Origin of the sequence: Bradyrhizobium sp. DN3 (genome assembly GCF_041357655.1) — a bacterium.
Taxonomy (GTDB): Bacteria; Pseudomonadota; Alphaproteobacteria; order Rhizobiales; family Xanthobacteraceae; genus Bradyrhizobium.
The window spans coordinates 47,926-66,618 of the sequence record NZ_JAULLN010000027.1 but is presented as its reverse complement, the minus strand read 5'-3'; the positions used below and the strand labels follow the sequence as shown (position 1 = coordinate 66,618).

At 64.7% G+C, this 18,693-nt stretch carries 15 protein-coding genes; 4 read left to right on the top strand and 11 right to left on the bottom strand.

The genetic code is table 11. The annotated features are described in order from the left end of the window. Positions 1-30: 30 nt before the first annotated feature. Together fabB and fabI are read left to right on the top strand one after the other, a co-directional pair. Positions 31-1,254 carry a beta-ketoacyl-ACP synthase I gene (fabB, locus tag AAE027_RS31550; protein ID WP_128940693.1) on the top strand — a complete coding sequence of 408 codons (1,224 nt, stop codon included), beginning with the start codon at positions 31-33 and terminating at the stop codon, positions 1,252-1,254. 137 nt (positions 1,255-1,391) lie between these two features. Continuing rightward, positions 1,392-2,189: an enoyl-ACP reductase FabI gene (gene fabI / locus AAE027_RS31545; protein WP_370989856.1), complete on the top strand. Its 798-nt coding sequence runs from the start codon at positions 1,392-1,394 to the stop codon at positions 2,187-2,189. 112 nt (positions 2,190-2,301) lie between these two features. Here fabI and AAE027_RS31540 read toward each other — a convergent pair whose 3' ends face one another. The 3 genes from AAE027_RS31540 to AAE027_RS31530 are packed head-to-tail and all read right to left on the bottom strand — an operon-like array spanning position 2,302 to position 4,293. Continuing rightward, the gene (locus AAE027_RS31540) at positions 2,302-2,898 is read right to left on the bottom strand and encodes a glutathione S-transferase family protein (RefSeq protein WP_370989814.1); all 597 of its coding nucleotides are present in this window, start codon (positions 2,896-2,898) and stop codon (positions 2,302-2,304) included. Next, entirely contained in the window at positions 2,895-3,359 is a 465-nt protein-coding gene (locus AAE027_RS31535; RefSeq protein ID WP_370989815.1) for a GNAT family N-acetyltransferase, read from the bottom strand. The genes AAE027_RS31540 and AAE027_RS31535 overlap by 4 nt, the downstream gene beginning before the upstream one ends. Positions 3,360-3,366: 7 nt before the next feature. Then, complete coding sequence (locus tag AAE027_RS31530) at positions 3,367-4,293, bottom strand: hydrogen peroxide-inducible genes activator (protein ID WP_128940689.1); 927 nt, start codon at positions 4,291-4,293, stop codon at positions 3,367-3,369. A 113-nt stretch (positions 4,294-4,406) separates the two neighbouring features. Here AAE027_RS31530 and katG point away from each other — a divergent pair, with 113 nt between their 5' ends. Next, a complete protein-coding gene (katG, locus tag AAE027_RS31525) occupies positions 4,407-6,572 on the top strand; it encodes a catalase/peroxidase HPI (protein ID WP_370989816.1) in 2,166 nt (721 codons plus the stop codon). Between the two features lie 217 nt (positions 6,573-6,789). Here the strand turns inward: katG and pnp are convergent, their stop codons facing one another. From pnp to rimP, 8 genes are all read right to left on the bottom strand, one after another. Beyond that, positions 6,790-8,952: a polyribonucleotide nucleotidyltransferase gene (pnp, locus tag AAE027_RS31520; RefSeq protein WP_370989817.1), complete on the bottom strand. Its 2,163-nt coding sequence runs from the start codon at positions 8,950-8,952 to the stop codon at positions 6,790-6,792. A gap of 379 nt (positions 8,953-9,331) precedes the next feature. Then, positions 9,332-9,601: a 30S ribosomal protein S15 gene (rpsO, locus tag AAE027_RS31515; protein WP_008540131.1), complete on the bottom strand. Its 270-nt coding sequence runs from the start codon at positions 9,599-9,601 to the stop codon at positions 9,332-9,334. Positions 9,602-9,603: 2 nt separating this feature from the next. Next, complete coding sequence (gene truB, locus AAE027_RS31510) at positions 9,604-10,725, bottom strand: tRNA pseudouridine(55) synthase TruB (RefSeq protein WP_370989818.1); 1,122 nt, start codon at positions 10,723-10,725, stop codon at positions 9,604-9,606. Further along, a complete protein-coding gene (rbfA, locus tag AAE027_RS31505; RefSeq protein ID WP_091882224.1) occupies positions 10,722-11,153 on the bottom strand; it encodes a 30S ribosome-binding factor RbfA in 432 nt (143 codons plus the stop codon). Before rbfA ends, truB begins: the two co-directional genes overlap by 4 nt. Before the next feature lie 154 nt (positions 11,154-11,307). Further along, complete coding sequence (gene infB / locus AAE027_RS31500) at positions 11,308-14,016, bottom strand: translation initiation factor IF-2 (RefSeq protein ID WP_091882221.1); 2,709 nt, start codon at positions 14,014-14,016, stop codon at positions 11,308-11,310. Between the two features lie 70 nt (positions 14,017-14,086). Further along, positions 14,087-14,770: an RNA-binding protein gene (locus tag AAE027_RS31495; RefSeq protein WP_370989819.1), complete on the bottom strand. Its 684-nt coding sequence runs from the start codon at positions 14,768-14,770 to the stop codon at positions 14,087-14,089. Positions 14,771-14,847: 77 nt separating this feature from the next. Next, positions 14,848-16,455 carry a transcription termination factor NusA gene (gene nusA, locus AAE027_RS31490; protein WP_091882215.1) on the bottom strand — a complete coding sequence of 536 codons (1,608 nt, stop codon included), beginning with the start codon at positions 16,453-16,455 and terminating at the stop codon, positions 14,848-14,850. 2 nt (positions 16,456-16,457) lie between these two features. Further along, complete coding sequence (gene rimP, locus AAE027_RS31485) at positions 16,458-17,213, bottom strand: ribosome maturation factor RimP (protein ID WP_130220068.1); 756 nt, start codon at positions 17,211-17,213, stop codon at positions 16,458-16,460. Positions 17,214-17,569: 356 nt separating this feature from the next. Between rimP and AAE027_RS31480 the strand changes: the two genes are divergently transcribed. Further along, a complete protein-coding gene (locus tag AAE027_RS31480; protein ID WP_370989820.1) occupies positions 17,570-18,652 on the top strand; it encodes a DUF2336 domain-containing protein in 1,083 nt (360 codons plus the stop codon). The last annotated feature ends 41 nt before the right edge of the window (positions 18,653-18,693 follow it).

The following is an 18,693-nucleotide window of genomic DNA, read 5'->3' as shown; positions in this document are numbered from 1 at the left end:
CAAGAAGGCAACGATTTAGGCGAGGCTGTCATGAGGCGGGTTGTGGTCACCGGGATGGGCATTGTCTCGTCGATCGGAAACAACACCCAGGAAGTGCTTGCGAGCCTGCACGAGGCGAAGTCGGGCATTTCGCGGGCTGAGAAATATGCCGAGCTCGGCTTCCGTTCGCAGGTGCAAGGCGAGCCGACGCTCGATCCTGCGACGGTGGTCGACCGCCGTGCCATGCGTTTCCTCGGTCAGGGCGCGGCGTGGAATCACGTCGCGATGGAGCAGGCGATTCAGGATTCCGGTCTGTCGCCTGACGAAGTCTCCAACATCCGCACCGGCATCATCATGGGCTCCGGCGGCCCCTCGGCGCGCACCATCGTCGAATCCGCCGACATCACCCGCAGCAAGGGACCGAAGCGCGTCGGACCGTTTGCCGTGCCGAAGGCGATGTCGTCCACGGCCTCCGCGACGCTTGCGACCTGGTTCAAGATCAAGGGCGTGAACTATTCGATCTCCTCGGCCTGTGCGACGTCGAACCATTGTGTCGGCAACGCCTATGAGACGATCCAGATCGGCAAGCAGGACGTCATCTTCGCCGGCGGCTGCGAAGAGCTGGACTGGTCGCTGTCGGTGCTGTTCGACGCCATGGGCGCGATGTCCTCGAAATACAACGACACGCCCGCCACGGCCTCGCGTCCCTACGACGTCAATCGCGACGGCTTCGTCATCGCCGGCGGCGCCGGCGTGCTGGTGCTGGAAGAGCTCGAGCATGCCAAGGCGCGCGGCGCGCGCATCTATGGCGAGATCGTCGGTTATGGCGCGACCTCGGACGGTTACGACATGGTCGCACCGTCGGGCGAAGGCGCCGAGCGCTGCATGCGCATGGCGATGTCGACGGTGAAGACCAAAGTCGACTACATCAATCCGCACGCGACCTCGACGCCCGCGGGCGACCCGCCGGAGATCGATGCGATCCGCAGAGTTTTCGGCGTTGGCGAGAAGTGTCCGCCGATCTCGGCGACCAAGGCGCTGACCGGCCACTCGCTGGGCGCCACCGGCGTGCAGGAGGCGATCTATTCGCTGCTGATGATGAACAACGGCTTCATCTGCGAGAGCGCGCACATCCAGGAGCTCGATCCCGTATTCGCGGACATGCCGATCGTGCGCAAGCGCATCGACAACGTCAAAATCGGCACCGTGCTGTCGAACTCCTTCGGCTTCGGCGGCACCAACGCCACGCTGGTGTTCAGCCGGCTGGATGCGTGACGGCGTTGTTGGCGCACCGTTGATTTTCTCGTCATGGCCGGGCTTGTCCCGGCCATCCACGTCTTGGCCTCAGGTTTCGAAGGGCGTGGATGCCCGGGACAAGCCCGGGCATGACGAAAGCGGAAGGTGATCGTGAGATGGAAGGATTGATGAAAGGCAAGCGCGGTCTGATCATGGGCATCGCCAATGATCATTCGATCGCCTGGGGCATGGCGAAGACATTGCATACCCACGGTGCCGAGCTCGCCTTCACCTTCCAGGGCGAGGCCCTCGGCAAGCGCGTCAAGCCGCTGGCCGAGCAGCTCGGCGTCGATCTGGTGCTGCCGTGCGACGTCGAGGACATCGCCAGTGTCGATGCGACTTTCGCTGCGCTCCGCGACAAGTGGGGCCAGCTCGACTTCGTGATCCACGCGATCGGCTTCGCCGACAAGAACGAGCTGAAAGGCCGCTACGCCGACACCAGCCGCGAGAATTTCTCGCGCACCATGGTGATCTCCTGCTTCTCCTTCACGGAGGTCGCAAAACGCGCCGCCGAGCTGATGACAGAGGGCGGCAGCATGATCACGCTGACCTTCGGCGCCTCGGAGCGCGCGATGCCGAATTACAACGTGATGGGCGTGGCCAAGGCGGCGCTGGAAGCCTCGGTGCGCTATCTCGCCGCCGATTTCGGGCCGCGCGGCATCCGCGTCAACGCGATCTCCGCAGGCCCCATCCGCACGCTCGCCGGCTCCGGCATCGGCGAGGCGCGGGCGATGTTCGCGTTCCAACAGAAGCATGCGCCGCTGCGCCGCGGCGTCACGCTCGACGAGCTCGGCGGCTCGGCGCTGTATCTGTTGTCGGATCTCTCCGGCGGCGTGACCGGCGAGATCCACTACGTCGATTCCGGCTACAACATCATCCTGATGCCGAGACCTGACGAACTGAAGACGGAATAGCTGAGATTCTGTAGGGTGGGCAAAGGAGCGCAAGCGACGTGCCCACCATCTTTCGACAATTCGAAACAGAGGGTGGGCACGCTTACGCTTTGCCCACCCTACGAGAGCTCATTTACCCCGCCGCGATCTTCTCGGCGCGCTGGAATGCCGGCCGCGCCATGCAGCGCGCGAGATAGGCATCGAACGCCGGGCGCGACGGCACCATCTTGAACAGCCGCACCGCGAAATTCAGGCCGGAGCCGATCGTGATGTCGGCGGCTGAGAACTCCTCGCCGAGAATCCACGGTCCCTTCGCGAGTGCGGCTTCCAACACGTCGAAGACCTGCGTCGCGCTGCCCCAGGCCGCGGTCGAGGTCGGAATCTCGATCTTGGTGTAGATCTGGATGATGGCGGGCTCGATGCAGCCCGGCGAGAAGAACAGCCATTGCAGATAGCGCGCGCGGCGCGGATCGGTCACAGCGGGAGCGAGCTTGGTCCCGGGATAGCGATCGCCAATGTAGGCGCAGATCGCGGCGGCCTCGCCGAGTGCGGCGTCGCCGTCGGTCAGCGCCGGCACCTTGCCCATCGGATTGATCTTCAAATAGTCCGGCGCCTTTTGCGCGCCGGTCGAGATGTCGGTCAGCACGCGCTCATAGGGAAGGCCGCTCTCCTCCATCAGCCAGAGCGTCGTGAACGAGCGCGAGCGGGGCGACCAATAGAGCTTGATCATGGCGCGTTTCCCTTGTTCTTCCACCGATAATACTTCATCACGAACCCGTTCGACGGCTCGATCTCTTCCTTCTCGAACACGAAGCCCTCGCGCTCGTACCAGCGCCAGGCCTTCTCGTTCTCGCGCACGCAGCGCAGGTACATCTCGTCAGGCAGTTGCGTGCGTGTGAAGGCGAGCAATTGCCGGCCGAGCGATTGGCTCTGATAGGCGGGCGCGACGAAAAGCATGTCGAGATAGCGCTTCGGCAGATGCAGCGCCAGCATCGCGGCGATCGTGCCGTTGTCGTCGGCGACGAACAGGCTCCAGCCGGTCTCGATCTCGCGCCGGACGCGCGCGCGCAGATTAGCCAGCAGGAAGTCGCTGGCCTCGGCGAGGCCGGTCGAGACCCAGCTCTCCATCCAGACGCGGCCGACCTCGTCATGTTCGTCGGCGCGCGCAGGGCGGATGATCGGATGCGACATCCGGCGCTCAAGCCCGCTGACTGCGCGCAGCCTGACGCGGGCGCGCCTTGCCGGCCGACAGGCACACCACCTCGGAGATCTGCAGCAGCTGTCGCGCCAGCGGATTGGTCTTGCGCCAGACCATGCCGATGGTGCGCGAGGGTTGGGGGTCACGGAAGCGCGCCAGTGAGACCGAGGCCGATCGCGTCTCCACCGGCACCGCCATCTCCGGGATCAAAGTGACGCCGATGCCGGCACTGACCATCTGGACCAACGTCGAGAGGGAATTCGCATCCAGCATCTCGCGCGGCGGCGCCGATTGCATGTTGCAGAAGGACAGCGCCTGATCGCGGAAGCAGTGCCCCTCCTCGAGCAGCAACAGCCGCATCTCGCGCATCATCTCGCGCGACGGCACCGGGGTTCCCTCGTCCGCGCCCGGCCGCACCAGCAGGAATTTCTCGTCGAACAGCGCGACCTCGGTGAGCGAGGGCTCGGACACCGGCAGCGCGACGATGGCGGTGTCGAGCCGGCCCTCGACCAGCTCCTGGATCAGTCGCGGCGTCATGGTCTCGCGCACGCGGATGTCGAGCTCCGGATGCATGCGCGTCAGGTTCTTGGTGATCTTGGGCAAGAGATAGGGCGCGATGGTCGGGATCATGCCAATGCGCAGGCGGCCGGCGAAGCGGTCCCGTGATGCCCGGGCGAAATCGCCGAGCTCATCGACCGAGCGCAAGATGTCGCGGACGCGTTGCGCGAGCTCCTCGCCGAACCGGGTCAGCGCGACCTGCCGCGCGCTGCGCTCCAGCAGCAGGCCGCCGAGGGTCTCTTCCAACTCCTTGATCTGCATCGACAAGGCCGGCTGCGAGATCGAGCAGGCCTCGGCTGCGCGGCCGAAATGGCCGTGGCGCGCCAGCGCATCGAAATAGCGGAGCTGCCGCAGCGTCAGGTTTATCATCAGAAAATCCTATCGCAGCGATCATTAAAGTCAACTTCACCTGATGGGAGGCGACGCTTAGAGTGGTTCTACCTGGTCAAAGGCGCCGTCGGACGCCACCAGAGGAGGTAATCATGGATGACACTTCGAAGTGCCCGTTTACGGGCGGAAAACCCACGCGCGTGAACCGCGACTGGTGGCCAACCCAGCTCAGCATCGAGATGCTGCACAAGAATTCCGACCTGTCCGATCCGATGGGCAAAGAATTCGACTATGCCAAGGAGTTCAAGTCGCTCGACCTGAACGCGGTCGTCAAGGACCTGACCGCCCTGATGACGGATTCGCAGGAATGGTGGCCGGCCGACTTCGGTCATTACGGCGGCCTGATGATCCGCATGGCCTGGCACAGCGCGGGCACTTACCGCATCACCGATGGCCGCGGTGGCGCCGGCGCCGGTCAGCAGCGCTTCGCGCCGCTCAACAGCTGGCCCGACAACGCCAACCTCGACAAGGCACGCCGCCTGCTCTGGCCGATCAAGCAGAAATACGGCCGCAAGATCTCCTGGGCCGATTTGATGGTGCTGGCCGGCAACGTCGCGCTGGAATCGATGGGCTTCAAGACGTTTGGTTTTGCGGGTGGCCGCGCCGATGTCTGGGAGCCGGAAGAGCTCTATTGGGGTCCGGAAGGCACCTGGCTGGGCGATGAGCGCTACAGCGGCGAGCGTCAACTCGCCGAGCCGCTCGGCGCGGTGCAGATGGGCCTCATCTACGTCAATCCGGAAGGCCCGAACGGCAAGCCGGATCCGATCGCGGCGGCCAAGGACATCCGCGAGACCTTCTTCCGCATGGCGATGAACGACGAGGAAACCGTCGCACTGATCGCCGGCGGTCACACGTTCGGCAAGGCCCACGGAGCGGGCGATCCGTCGCTGGTCGGTCCGGAACCGGAAGCGGGCGCACTGGAAGATCAGGGCCTCGGCTGGAAAAGCAAGCACGGCACCGGCGTCGGCGCCGATGCGATCACCGGTGGCCCGGAAGTCACCTGGTCGCAGACGCCCACCAAGTGGAGCAACTACTTCTTCGAGAACCTGTTCAAGTACGAATGGGAGCTGACAAAGGCGCCGTCGGGTGCGCAGCAGTGGAAGGCCAAGAACACCGAGGCCGTCATTCCCGATGCCTTCGACAAGTCCAAGAAGCATGTGCCGACCATGCTGACGACGGACCTCTCGCTCCGCTTCGATCCGGCCTATGAGAAGATCTCGCGGCGCTTCCTCGAGCATCCCGATCAGTTTGCGGACGCCTTCGCCCGCGCCTGGTTCAAGCTCACCCATCGCGATATGGGCCCGATCCAGCGCTATCTCGGACCGCTGGTGCCGAAGGAGACGCTGATCTGGCAGGATCCGATTCCGACCGTGAATCACGAGCTGGTCGGCGAGCAGGATATTGCTTCGCTGAAGACCAAGATCCTGGCCTCGGGTCTGTCGGTGTCCGAGCTGGTTTCGACCGCGTGGGCGTCGGCTTCGACGTTCCGCGGCTCGGACAAGCGTGGCGGCGCCAACGGCGCCCGCATTCGCCTCGCGCCGCAGAAGGACTGGGAGGTGAATCAGCCGGCTCAGCTCGCCAAGGTCCTCGGCAAGCTCGAAGCGATCCAGAAGGACTTCAACGCGTCCTCAGGCGCGAAGAAGGTCTCGCTTGCGGACCTGATCGTCCTCGGCGGCACCGCCGCGGTCGAGAAGGCCGCCAAGGATGCCGGCGTCGACGTCAAGGTCGCCTTCACGCCGGGCCGCATGGACGCCTCGCAGGAGCAGACGGATGCGGCCTCCTTCGCGCCGCTGGAGCCGCGGGCCGATGGTTTCCGCAACTACACCGGCAAGAAGCATCAGTTCATGATGCCTGAAGAGGCGCTCGTCGATCGCGCGCAGCTGTTGAAGCTCACCGGGCCCGAGCTGACCGTGCTGGTCGGCGGCCTGCGTGTGCTCGGCGCCAATGCGAACGGTTCGAAGCACGGCGTCCTCACCGCGAAGGTGGGCACGCTGAGCAACGACTTCTTCGTCAACTTGCTCGACATGAGCACGCAATGGGCGCCGGTTGCCGACGGCACCTATGAGGCCCGCGACCGCAAGACCAACGCGGTGAAGTGGACCGGCACGCGTTCCGACCTGATCTTCGGCTCGCACTCGCAGCTCCGCGCCTTCGCCGAGGTCTATGCCACCTCGGACTCCAAGGAGAAGTTCGTCAAGGACTTCGCCAAGGCCTGGACCAAGGTGATGAACCTCGACCGCTACGACATCGCGGCGTGAGGCTGGTTCACCTCTCCCATAGGGAGAGGTCGGCGCGAAGCGCCGGGTGAGGGGTTACGCTCCTCGTGGGACCAAACCCCCTCACCCGATTTGCTTCGCAAATCGACCTCTCCCCATTGGGGAGAGGTGAAGAGCAGCGCGCTGATCTATCGAAGCAATAAAACAAAAAGGGCGGCCTCTCGGCCGCCCTTCGTGTTTTTGACCGTGTAGCGAGAACTTACTCGCCGGCTGCTTCGCGCGGGGCCTTGTCGCCCTCGGCGGCCTTCTCCTTGGCTTCGAGGTCTTCGCCGGTGGTCTGGTCGACCACCTTCATCGACAGGCGGGTCTTGCCGCGGTCGTCGAAGCCGAGCAGCTTGACCTTGACCTTGTCGCCTTCCTTGACGACGTCGGAGGTCTTCTGCACGCGGCTGGCCGCGAGCTGGCTGATGTGGACGAGGCCGTCCTTGGAACCGAAGAAGTTCACGAAGGCGCCGAACTCCATCACCTTGACGACGGTGCCGTCATAGATCTGGCCGACTTCCGGCTCCGACGCGATCGACTTGATCCACTTGATCGCGGCCTTCATCGCCTCGCCGTCGCTGGAGGCGACCTTCACGGTGCCGTCGTCCTCGATGTTGACCTTGGCGCCGGTCTTCTCGACGATCTCGCGGATCACCTTGCCGCCGGTGCCGATCACTTCGCGGATCTTGTCGGTCGGGATCTTGAAGGTCTCGATGCGCGGCGCGTATTCGCCGAGCTCGGCGCGGGCCGCGGTCAGGGCCTTGGCCATCTCGCCGAGGATGTGGATGCGGCCTTCCTTGGCCTGGCCAAGGGCGACGCGCATGATCTCTTCGGTGATGCCCTCGATCTTGATGTCCATCTGGAGCGAGGTGATGCCCTGTTCGGTACCGGCGACCTTGAAGTCCATGTCGCCGAGATGGTCCTCGTCACCGAGGATGTCCGAGAGAACCGCAAAGCGCTTGTCCTCGAGGATTAGGCCCATCGCGATGCCCGCGGTCGGCCGCTTCAACGGCACGCCGGCATCCATCAGCGCCAGCGAGGCGCCGCAGACCGAAGCCATCGAGGAGGAGCCGTTGGACTCGGTGATCTCCGACACAACGCGCGTGGTGTAGGGGAACTCGTGATGCGGCGGCAGCACCGGGTGGATCGCGCGCCAGGCGAGCTTGCCGTGGCCGATCTCGCGGCGCTTGGTGCCGCCGAGGCGGCCGGTCTCACCGACCGAGTAGGGCGGGAAGTTGTAGTGCAGCAGGAACGTTTCCTTGTACGTCCCCGACAGCGCGTCGATGTACTGCTCGTCCTCACCGGTGCCGAGCGTGGTCACGACCATCGCCTGGGTCTCGCCGCGGGTGAACAGCGCCGAGCCGTGGGCGCGGGGCAGCACGCCGACTTCGGCGACGATGTTGCGCACCGTCTTGACGTCGCGGCCATCGATACGCTTGCCGGTGTCGAGGATGTTCCAGCGAACGATCTTGGCCTCGAGCTCCTTGAACACGCCGGCGACACGGAGCTTGTCGTATTTCGGCTCCTGCCCTTCCGGGAAGTAGTGGGCCATCACCTTTTCCTTGGCGACGCCGACCGCGGCATAACGCTCCTGCTTGATCGGAATTGCATAGGCAGCGCGCAGCTCCTGCTCGATCAAGCCAAGCATTTCCTTTTCGAGCGCCGAATTGTCGATCGCGGTGACTTCGCGCGGCTCCTTGGCGGCCTTCTCGGCGAGCTCGATGATCGCGTTGATGACCGGCTGGAAGTGGCGGTGACCGAACATCACGGCGCCGAGCATCACGTCTTCGTTGAGCTCCTTGGCTTCCGATTCCACCATCAGCACGGCGTCGGCGGTGCCGGCGACGACGAGGTCGAGCTGGGTGTCGACCATCTCGTCGAGCGTCGGGTTGAGGACGAATTCGTCATTGGCAAAGCCGACACGCGCCGCGCCGATCGGGCCCTTGAAGGGCGCGCCGGACAACGTCAGCGCAGCGGAGGCCGCGACCATCGCCACGATATCGGGATCGTTTTCCATGTCGTGCGAGAGCACGGTGACGATCACCTGGGTCTCGTTGCGCCAACCGTCGACGAACAGCGGGCGGATCGGACGGTCGATCAGGCGGGAGACCAGCGTCTCCTTCTCGGTCGGACGTCCCTCGCGCTTGAAATAGCCGCCGGGAATGCGCCCCGCAGCGTAGGTCTTTTCCTGGTAATCGACGGTCAGCGGCAGGAAGTCGACGCCTTCGCGCGGCGCCTTCGCCGCGACGACGGTGGCAAGCACCACGGTCTCACCATAGGTGGCGATGACGGCGCCGTCGGCCTGACGGGCGATCTTGCCGGTTTCGAGCTTGAGAGGGCGTCCGCCCCAGTCGATCTCGACTGAATGCTTATTGAACATAGAGGTCTTCTTTCATGGGTTCTCGAAAGAAGGGACACGCTTCGAAAAACAAAAACCATGCGCAAGATTGCGGGGCGCTGATCGGAGCGGGTGATCAGCGTCCTGCGATCCTGCCATGGTTTTTGGATGTCGGATGGCGTCCATCCTTTCGGGTCATACGGGCGCCTTGCCCGTTGTGCCCAGCCGCCGGATTGCTGCTGGACTGTCAGTCGGCACGAACGCGAACACCGAACCTTGGTCTTCGCTCATCATGCCCCGGATGTTCGCCGTCAACGGCTCGCATCCGACGCGCACGCAGCCTCGATCAAAAACCTTTAAGGAAGCGCTTTCGTTCGAAACCACGCGCGAAAACGCGCGCCAGTGGCGCGCGCAGGAACTCTTAACGACGAATGTTGTGCTTCTCGAGCAGCGCCTTGTACCGCGCCTCGTCCTTCTTCTTGAGGTAGTCGAGGAGCGATCGGCGGGTCGAGACCAGCTTCAAGAGGCCGCGACGCGAATGGTTGTCCTTCACGTGGGTCTTGAAATGGTTGGTGAGGTTGTTGATGCGTTCCGACAGGATCGCGACCTGAACCTCGGGCGAGCCGGTGTCGCCGGCCTTGGTGGCATTCGTCTTGATGACTTCCGCTTTGCGTTCTGCGGCAATCGACATCGTCAATTTCTCTCGTTGCGACCGGGGTTGGCAGTCAGGCCGGTCAGGTTGAACACACGCTTGGGGATGATTTCGCCATTGCCAACTTCGGCAAGCGCCAAAAGACGGCCTGCCACCGTGACATAGACTGTGCCGCTACAAGTGGGCGCATCCCGTCCGCGCAACAAAACGGCCTGGCCCCGATGGAGCCTTGCCGCATCAGCCCGAGTGACGGCCAGTGCCGGGATGTCGTCCAGCGCGGTCTCAACGGGCAAAAGCGCGTCGGCGAGGCTGCCCTCGCCGGACGCGGCTCTATCGCACAAAGCCTCCAGCTGATCCAGCGGAATCATGTCGTTTTCGCCAAATGGGCCGACCAGGGTCCGCCGCAGCGCGCAGATATGGCCATAAGTGCCGAGAATCCGGCCCATATCGCGGGCCAGCGCCCGGACATAGGTGCCCTTGCCGCACTCGGCCTCGAACACGGCCCGGTCGTTATCCGGTTGATCCACAAGGGTTAAATGGTGAATCTCGACGGGGCGGGGCGCCAGCTCCACGACCTCGCCGTCGCGGGCGAGGTCATAGGCGCGCTCGCCCTGGACCTTGATCGCGGAATAGCGCGGCGGGATCTGCTCGATCACCCCGGTGAAGCGGGGCAACAGGGCCAGGATGGCCTCCCGGGTCGGGCGCTGGTCGGAGGTCGCGGTGACCCGACCCTCGATATCGTCGGTGTCGCGTTCCTCGCCCCAGCATACGGTGAACTGGTAGCGCTTGCGGCCGTCCATCACGAAGGGAACGGTCTTGGTGGCCTCCCCGAGTGCGATCGGCAGGCCGCCCGAGGCGAGCGGGTCGAGCGTGCCGGCATGTCCCGCGCGCTTGGCGTTGAACAGGCGCTTGAGCACGGCGACGGCCTGGGTCGAGGTCATGCCGATCGGCTTGTCGAGCACGACCCAGCCGTGGACGTCGCGCCGGTCGCGGCGCGGCTGGTTGCCCTTCTGCTGCTGCTTGGCGCGCGGGTCGTTGTTGACGCGGCGCTGCTCCTGGTACGATTGAGAATTGCTGCCCAGATCCGCAAAATTATTTGTCTGCACGTCGCGTTGATCGGCCTGTTCGCCGCTGATCGTGTCGTGAGCCGGGTCCATCGTCATCGTTCTTCTTCCCGATCCGAATCCGGATCCTGTTCCAAGTCCTTCTGCACCGCAGGTGTTCGCAAAAGCTTCTCGATCCGTTCCGCCTCGTCGAATCGTTCGTCGACGCGGAAGCGAATGTCAGGTGCAAATTTCAGGTTAACGCGCCGCGCGACTTCGCCGCGCAGGAATTTCTTGTTGCGCTCGAGCGCAGCGATGACGATCTCGGTGTCGCGGCCACCGAGCGGCATCACGTAGATTGTCGCGAGCTTCAGGTCCGGCGACATCCGCACCTCCGGCACGGTGATGATGTGACCTTCGAGATCCGCATCATGCACGTTGCCTTGCGCCAGAATCTCGGCCATCGCATGGCGAACCTGCTCGCCGACGCGCAACTGACGTTGCGAGCCTCCGGCTGGCGAACTCTTCTTTTGATGGTGGCGGGGCATTCTCGAAAATCACCTCGTCATGCCCGTGTTTGGGACACGGGCATTGTCATTTGTCCTGTTGAAACGAAGAGAGGTGGATGGCCGGAAAAATCCGGCCATCGCACTCCCGCAATTTCAGTTCAAAAAGATCCGAACGCTTCGGTAAGATTTGGACTTACAGGGAGCGCTGGATCGTCTCCACGCGATAACACTCGATGACGTCACCGGCACGCATGTCGTGATAGTTCTCGAAGGCCATGCCGCATTCCTGGCCGGACTGGACTTCCTTCACTTCGTCCTTGAAGCGCTTGAGCGTCGACAGCTTGCCTTCGTGCACGACGACGTTGTCGCGGATCAGGCGCACATTGGCGCCGCGTTCCACGGTGCCGTCAGTGACGCGGCAGCCGGCGACCTTGCCGACCTTGGAGATGTTGAAGATCTCCAGGATCTCGGCATTGCCCAGCATGGTTTCGCGCAAGGTCGGCGCGAGCAGGCCGCTCATCGCCTTCTTCACGTCGTCCACGAGGTCGTAGATGATGTTGTAGTAGCGGATCTCGATGCCGTTGCGCTTGGCGGCCGCGGCGGCCTCCTTGTTGGCACGGACCGAGAAGCCGATGATCGCGGCGTTGAAGCCTTCCGCGAGCGTCACGTCGGATTCCGAGATGCCGCCGACGCCGGCATGCAGGATGCGGGCGGCGACTTCGTCGGTGCCGAGCTTCTCCAGCGAGCCGAGGATCGCTTCCAGCGAGCCCTGCACGTCGGCCTTGACGATCAGCGGGAATTCCTTGCGGCCCGCCGTCTTCAATTGCGACATCATCTGCTCGAGCGAGCCACGCATGCCGGAGATCGAGGCCGCCGCGTTCTCGCGCTTCTGGTGCGCGCGGTAGCTGGTGACCTGGCGGGCGCGGGCTTCGTTCTCGACCACGGCGAGACGATCGCCGGCCTCCGGCGGACCGTTGAAGCCGAGCACCTCGACCGGCACCGAGGGACCGGCCTCCTGCACCGTCTCGCCCTGATCGGAGATCAGCGCGCGGACGCGGCCCATCTCGGCGCCGGCGACGATGATGTCACCGACACGGAGCGTGCCGCGCTGGACCAGCACGGTCGCGACCGGACCACGGCCGCGATCGAGCTTGGCCTCGATCACGGTGCCTTCGGCCGGACGCTCCGAATTGGTCTTCAAGTCGAGGATTTCGGCCTGCAGCGCGATCATCTCGAGCAGCTTGTCGAGATTGGTCTTGTTCTTGGCGGACACTTCGACGTCGACGACTTCGCCGCCGAAGGATTCGACCTGCACCTCGTGCTGGAGCAGCTCGGTGCGGACGCGCTCGGGCTTGGCGTCGGGCTTGTCGATCTTGTTGATGGCAACGATGATCGGCACGCCTGCCGCCTTGGCGTGATTGATGGCCTCGACCGTCTGCGGCATCACGCCGTCATCGGCCGCGACCACCAGCACGACGATGTCGGTGACCTTGGCGCCGCGGGCACGCATCGCGGTGAACGCGGCGTGGCCGGGCGTGTCGATGAAGGTGATCTTCTTGCCGCTCTCGGGCGACAGCACCTGATAGGCGCCGATATGCTGGGTGATGCCGCCGGCTTCGCCGGAGACCACGTTGGCATGGCGCAGCGCGTCGAGCAGCGAAGTCTTGCCGTGGTCGACGTGACCCATGACGGTCACGACTGGCGACCGCGTCTCGGTGTCGGTGGAATCGTCGACCTGGTCGAACAGGCCTTCTTCGACGTCCGAGGCGGCGACGCGCTTGACGGTGTGGCCGAGCTCTTCGGCGATCAGCTGCGCGGTGTCGGCGTCGATCACGTCGGTGATCTTGTGCATCGCGCCCTGCTTCATCAGCATGCGGATGACGTCGACCGCGCGCTCGGACATGCGGTTGGCGAGTTCCTGGATGGTGATCGCTTCCGGGATCGTCACCTCGCGGACGAGCTTTTCCTTGGGCTCGTTCGAGGCATGGCCCTTGAGGCGCTGGGTGCGGCGGCGGAACGAGGCGATCGAGCGCTCGCGCACGTCATCGGCGTTGAGCGCGGTGACGACGGTGAGGCGGCCGCGTTCCTTCTGCGGGCCGGGCTTGTGTGTGGTCTTGGGGGCTGCCGCGGGACGCATGGCGCCGCCGGGACCGCGACGGATCTGGCGCGGAGCCTCTTCCTCATCGGGCTCGGCCGCAACTGCGGGGCCGCGGCCAGCCGGTCCACCCGGACGCTGCGCGGTCGTCGTTGCAGGCCGCGCCGTCGTTGTTCCCGGACGTGCCGTCGTGGGGGTGCCGGGCCGGGCCGCGGGGGCGCCGGGCCGCGGCGCAGGAGCGGACGGAGCTGCCGTTGCGGGCCGTGCGGCAGAAGGCTGCTCGCCTTCGCCAAAACGCTTCTTGGCCTCGGTCTCGGCCTTCCGCTTGGCTTCGTCCTCGTGGCGATGACGCTCGTCCTCGGCCTTGCGGCGGGCCTCGGCGGCTTCGCGCTCGGCGCGTTCGGCGGCCTCGCGGACCGCGCGGCGCTGGGCCTCTTCCTCGGCCTGGCGGCGCTCCTCGACCTCGCGCAGCTTGGCATCGGCCAGCGCGCTGGCACGGGCGGAACGTTCGTCCTCGGTCAGGGTACGCAGCACCACGCCGGAACCGGCGTTGCGCGGCGAGGCGGGCGGTGGCGCCGGGCGCGACGGCGCGGGCGCGGCCGGTGCCGGCTTCGCCGTTACCTCGGGCGCATGCGGCTCGGGGCCGTCGCCAATGCGGCGCTTGCCGCGCTTCTCGACCACAACCTGCTTGCTCCGGCCGTGGCTGAAGCTCTGGCGCACGGTGCCCGTTTCGACGCGCGGCTTGAGCGATAGCGTCTTGCTCGGAACGCTCAGCTTCTTGTCGCCAGGGGTCTTGGTATCAACCATTCAGCAGTCCTAATCCTGATCTGTTGTCGTTGTGCGTTGCCGCACCGTCGTATCGGTTCGTCGTTGTCTCTCAGAAATCCTGGCCGTGCTTTTCGGCAGTCTTGTCATCGTCCGCCATCCGGTATCGGACCAGCATCTGGCTACGTGACAGGAATGACCTGCTCGCCGGGCCCGCGAGCAGCGCAGCATGTATCACATTTGACCGGGTCAGTGCCAAATCCAATTCTATCGATTTCAGCGCGGTGACGACGGGAATCTGCGGCTTGGCGCCGCGATTTCCGGCATTTTGACGCGCCAGCATGTCCAATTTGCGGATTCCGTCCGCGGCCCCGTCGCTGGCGTGGATCAGGACCTCGACCGTGCCTTCCCGAAGGGCGCTCTCGACCTTGCCGAAGCCGGCCACGACCTGGCCAGCCTTGGCGGCGATCCCAAGGGCTTCCGTCACGCTCCGAACCAGGAGCGTCTCGATGTCGGCGGGAAGCGTCTGAGGGGTGCGCAGCTCGCGCTTGAAGGCCTTGCTAAATTGGTGACGCCGCACGGCTTCCGCAACCACCTGCCGTGAGGCGGTGATCCACATGCCGCGTCCGGGCAGCTTGCGCTTGAGATCGGGAACTATGTCGCCTTGCGGCGATACGACGAAGCGGATCAGCTCGTCGATCGGCCGGACCTCGCGGCTGACCGCGCACATCCGCATGGTCGCGGACTTTTCGGTCCGCGGCCCATGGTCGAGTTCGCTGTCAGTGCTGGCGAGCATCCGGTCGACATCCTCCTTCGCCTTCTAAGTCGCGTGTTCTTTACGCAAAACCGGTCTCCACTTTTGCTGAACACGCCTTAAGCCGGCTGATCTTCGGTCGCCTCGGCCTCTTCGGGCTTGGCAAGATCGGCCTCGGTGATCCAGCCGGCCTTGACGCGGGCCTGCATGATCATGGCTTCGGCATCGTCACGGGAGATGTCGATGCCGTCGAGCGCACCAGCGTGCTTGGTCGGCTCGCCGCCTTCCTTGCGCTCGGTCCAGCCGACCAGATCGTCGGTGGCGCAGCCGGCGAGGTCGTCGACGGTCTTGATGTCATTCTCGCCGAACTTCACCAGCATTTTCGAGGTCACGCCGGGCACGTCCTTGAGCGCGTCCTCGACGCCGAGTTCCTTGCGCTTGGCCTCGAGCTCGGCTTCCAGCTGCTCGAGATATTCGCGGGCGCGGTTCTGGAGCTCCTGCGCGGTCTCCTCGTCAAAACCCTCGATGCTGGCGAGTTCCTTGACGTCCACCATCGCGAGTTCCTCGACCGAGGTGAAGCCTTCGGACGCCAGCAACTGGCCGACCACTTCGTCGACGTTGAGCGATTCCATGAAAACACGGGTGGAGTTCTCGAAGTCGGCCTGGCGGCGCTCCGATTCCTCCTGCTCGGTCAGGATGTCGATGTCCCAGCCGGTGAGCTGCGAGGCCAGCCGCACGTTCTGGCCGCGGCGGCCAATCGCGAGCGAAAGCTGGTTGTTGGTATCGGGGACGACGACCTCGATGCGCTCGCGATCTTCGTCGATGACGACCTTGGAGACTTCCGCCGGCGCCAGCGCGTTGACCACGAAGGTCGCGATGTCAGGCGACCAGGGAATGATGTCGATCTTCTCGCCCTGCAATTCGTTCACCACCGCCTGCACGCGCGAGCCGCGCATGCCGACGCAGGCGCCGACCGGATCGACCGAAGAATCGCGGGAAATCACGCCGATTTTCGCGCGCGAGCCCGGATCGCGGGCGACCGCTTTGATCTCGACGATGCCGTCATAGATCTCCGGCACTTCCTGCGCGAACAGCTTTGCCATGAACTGCGGATGGGTGCGGGAGAGGAAGATCTGCGGGCCTCTCGTCTCGCGGCGGACGTCGAAGATGTAGGCGCGGACGCGGTCGCCGTTGCGGAAGACTTCGCGCGGCAGCATCTCGTCGCGGCGGATGATGGCTTCACCACGGCCGAGATCGACGATCACGCTGCCATATTCGACGCGCTTGACGACGCCATTGACGATGTCGCCGATGCGGTCCTTGAATTCCTGATATTGCCGGTCGCGCTCGGCCTCGCGCACCTTCTGCACGATCACCTGCTTGGCCGACTGCGCGGCAATGCGGCCATATTCCAGCGGCGGCAGCGTGTCGGCGATGGTGTCGCCGACCTGAGCACCGGGATTGGCGCGCTGCGCATCCACCAGCGAGATCTGGTTGGAATGGTTTTCCACCTTCTCGACCACCAGCATGTGGCGCGATAGCCGCAGCTCGCCTTTCTTCGGGTCGATCTCGGCGTGAACGTCAGTCTCGCTGCCGTAACGGGCCCGCGCCGCTTTGGCGATGGCGTCCTCCATCGCGGCGATGACGATGCCGCGGTCGATCGATTTCTCGCGCGCAACGGCGTCCGCGATCTGGAGCAATTCAAGTCGATTGGCGCTGACTGCCATGGCTAGTCTCCTTCGTCAGGCTCGATCTCGCCGCGCCGCGCGCGTTCGGCGGCAAGGCGGTGTTTCTTCGTATTGGTCGGTGCCGGCTTTTTCTTCGGCTTGGTGTTCTTGGTGGTCTTCTCGCTGATCTTGGCGTGCGGCGCCGGCGGCGGCTCGAGGCCAAGATTGCGGCGCATCTCGCGCGCCTCGGCCTTGCCGCGACGCATCGATTCGGCGATCAGCTCGTCGGTCAGCACCAGCCGTGCCTCGCCGATATCCTCCATGGTCAGGAGAACGTCGGGATCATCACCCGCCTTGACGTCGTCGCGATGCAGATGCACGCGATCGCCTTCGACAGCGCCGAGCGTGCCGCGGAACCGCTTGCGCCCCTCATGGGCGACCGCCATCTCGATCTTCACCAGATGTCCGGCATACCGCTCGAAATCGGAGCGTCGCACCAGGGGACGGTCGATCCCCGGCGAGGAGATTTCCAGCCGATAGGCGCGATCGATGGGGTCGGCGACGTCGAGCACAGGCGACAGCGCCCGCGAGATCGCCTCGCAATCCTCGATCTGCATGGAGCCGTCCGGCCGCTCGGCCATGATCTGCACGGTGCAGCCGGCCTCTCCGGAAATGCGGATCCGCACCAGGCGATAGCCCATGCCCTGGAGCACGGGAGCTGCAACCGCGGACACCCGGGCCGCGACGCCCGGCTCGACCACGAGCCGCGGCTCGGCCAGCAATTCGGCATCCGTGGAACCAGAGTTCGGTTCGGTCATGACAGGGGTCAGGCGCTCGATGGTTAAGGCTCGGTTAATTTCAAAGCCCGCTTCGGAACTCTCCCGACAACGCGTCGGGCCGCATCTTCCGCCAAGCCGCGTTTAGGTAATAAAAAAGAGCGGGTCCTTTCGGGCCCACTCTCACTACGCGGATCGTATGAGAAGATGAATTGGCGCTGATATAGCCTTTTCTACCCTCTCGGACAAGGCCCATTGCAGGGAGGACGAGGCTTTTTGCGCCCTTCGGACCGCCCGCCGCGCAACGCTTCCTTCATCAAGCAGGCCTAGATTCTCCGATTGTGGGGCGGCTTGAGCTACGGCGCGCCCACGGCGTGCCAGATCCCGAGTTGCGTTTCATGACCGTTGCCACGTCGCTGATTCCTGGACTGGACGATATCGTCAAACGCGGCGATCCGCGGCGTCGCGGCGAGATCGCGCGGGCCATCTCTGCATTGTTTTTCCGGGATGCCGAAAAACTCGGCCCCGAACTGATCGATCTGTTCGACAATCTCCTGATTGATCTCGTCCCGCATGCCGAGCTCGCCTCGCGCATCGATCTTGCCGAGCGCTTCTCGCGCGTCGGCAACGCGCCGCCGCATCTGGTGAACCAGCTCGCGCGCGAAAACGAGATTATGGTCGCGGGCCCCGTGCTGCGCCGCTCGCCCGTGCTCGACGAGGCCGCCCTGGTCGAGATCGCGCGGTTGAAGGGGCAGGGTCATTTGCTGGCGATGACAGAGCGCCCCATCTTGCCGGCTGTCGTCACCGACGTGCTGGTCGAGCGCGGTGATCGCGACGTGGTGCGTCGCGCCGCGGGCAATGCCGGTGCGGTGTTCTCGCCCGGCAGCTATTCCGAGCTGATCAAGCGCGCCGCGCAGGACGGCGTGCTGACGCTCAAGATCGGTCAGCGCAACGATCTCTCGGGCGAGCACTTGAAGGAGCTTCTCGACGGCACGCTCGACGTCATCCGCCGTCGCCTCTCCAGCGTGGTCAATCCCGCGCGCCAGATCGAGATCAAGCGCACGATGGCGGCCATCGAGGAGGCGGCGCTGCCGCCGGGGCCGCGCCGCGATTTTTCGGCGGCACAGCGCACGGTGCTGACCCTGCATCGTGATGGCCATCTCGGCGAGAGCGCGCTGCTCGGTTTCGCCAAGGCGCACAAATACGAGGAATCGATCGCCTCGCTCTCGGCGATGTCCGGTGTCCGCCTTTCGATGCTCGACCGCCTGATCGCCGGTGATCGCTGCGATCCGATTTTGATCCTGGGGCGCGTGCTCAATCTCGGCTGGCCCACGGTGCGCGCGCTCATCCTGCTCTGGTACGGCCCGCACCGCACCCCGGCCGATGCCGACGTCGAGACCGCGCGCATGAATTTCACGCGCCTGATGCCGACGACCGCCGAACGCGTCGTGAATTTCTGGCGCAACCGGCAGACGATCTAAAATCAAGGCATCCAGCTTTGCCGTCATGGCCGGGCTTGTCC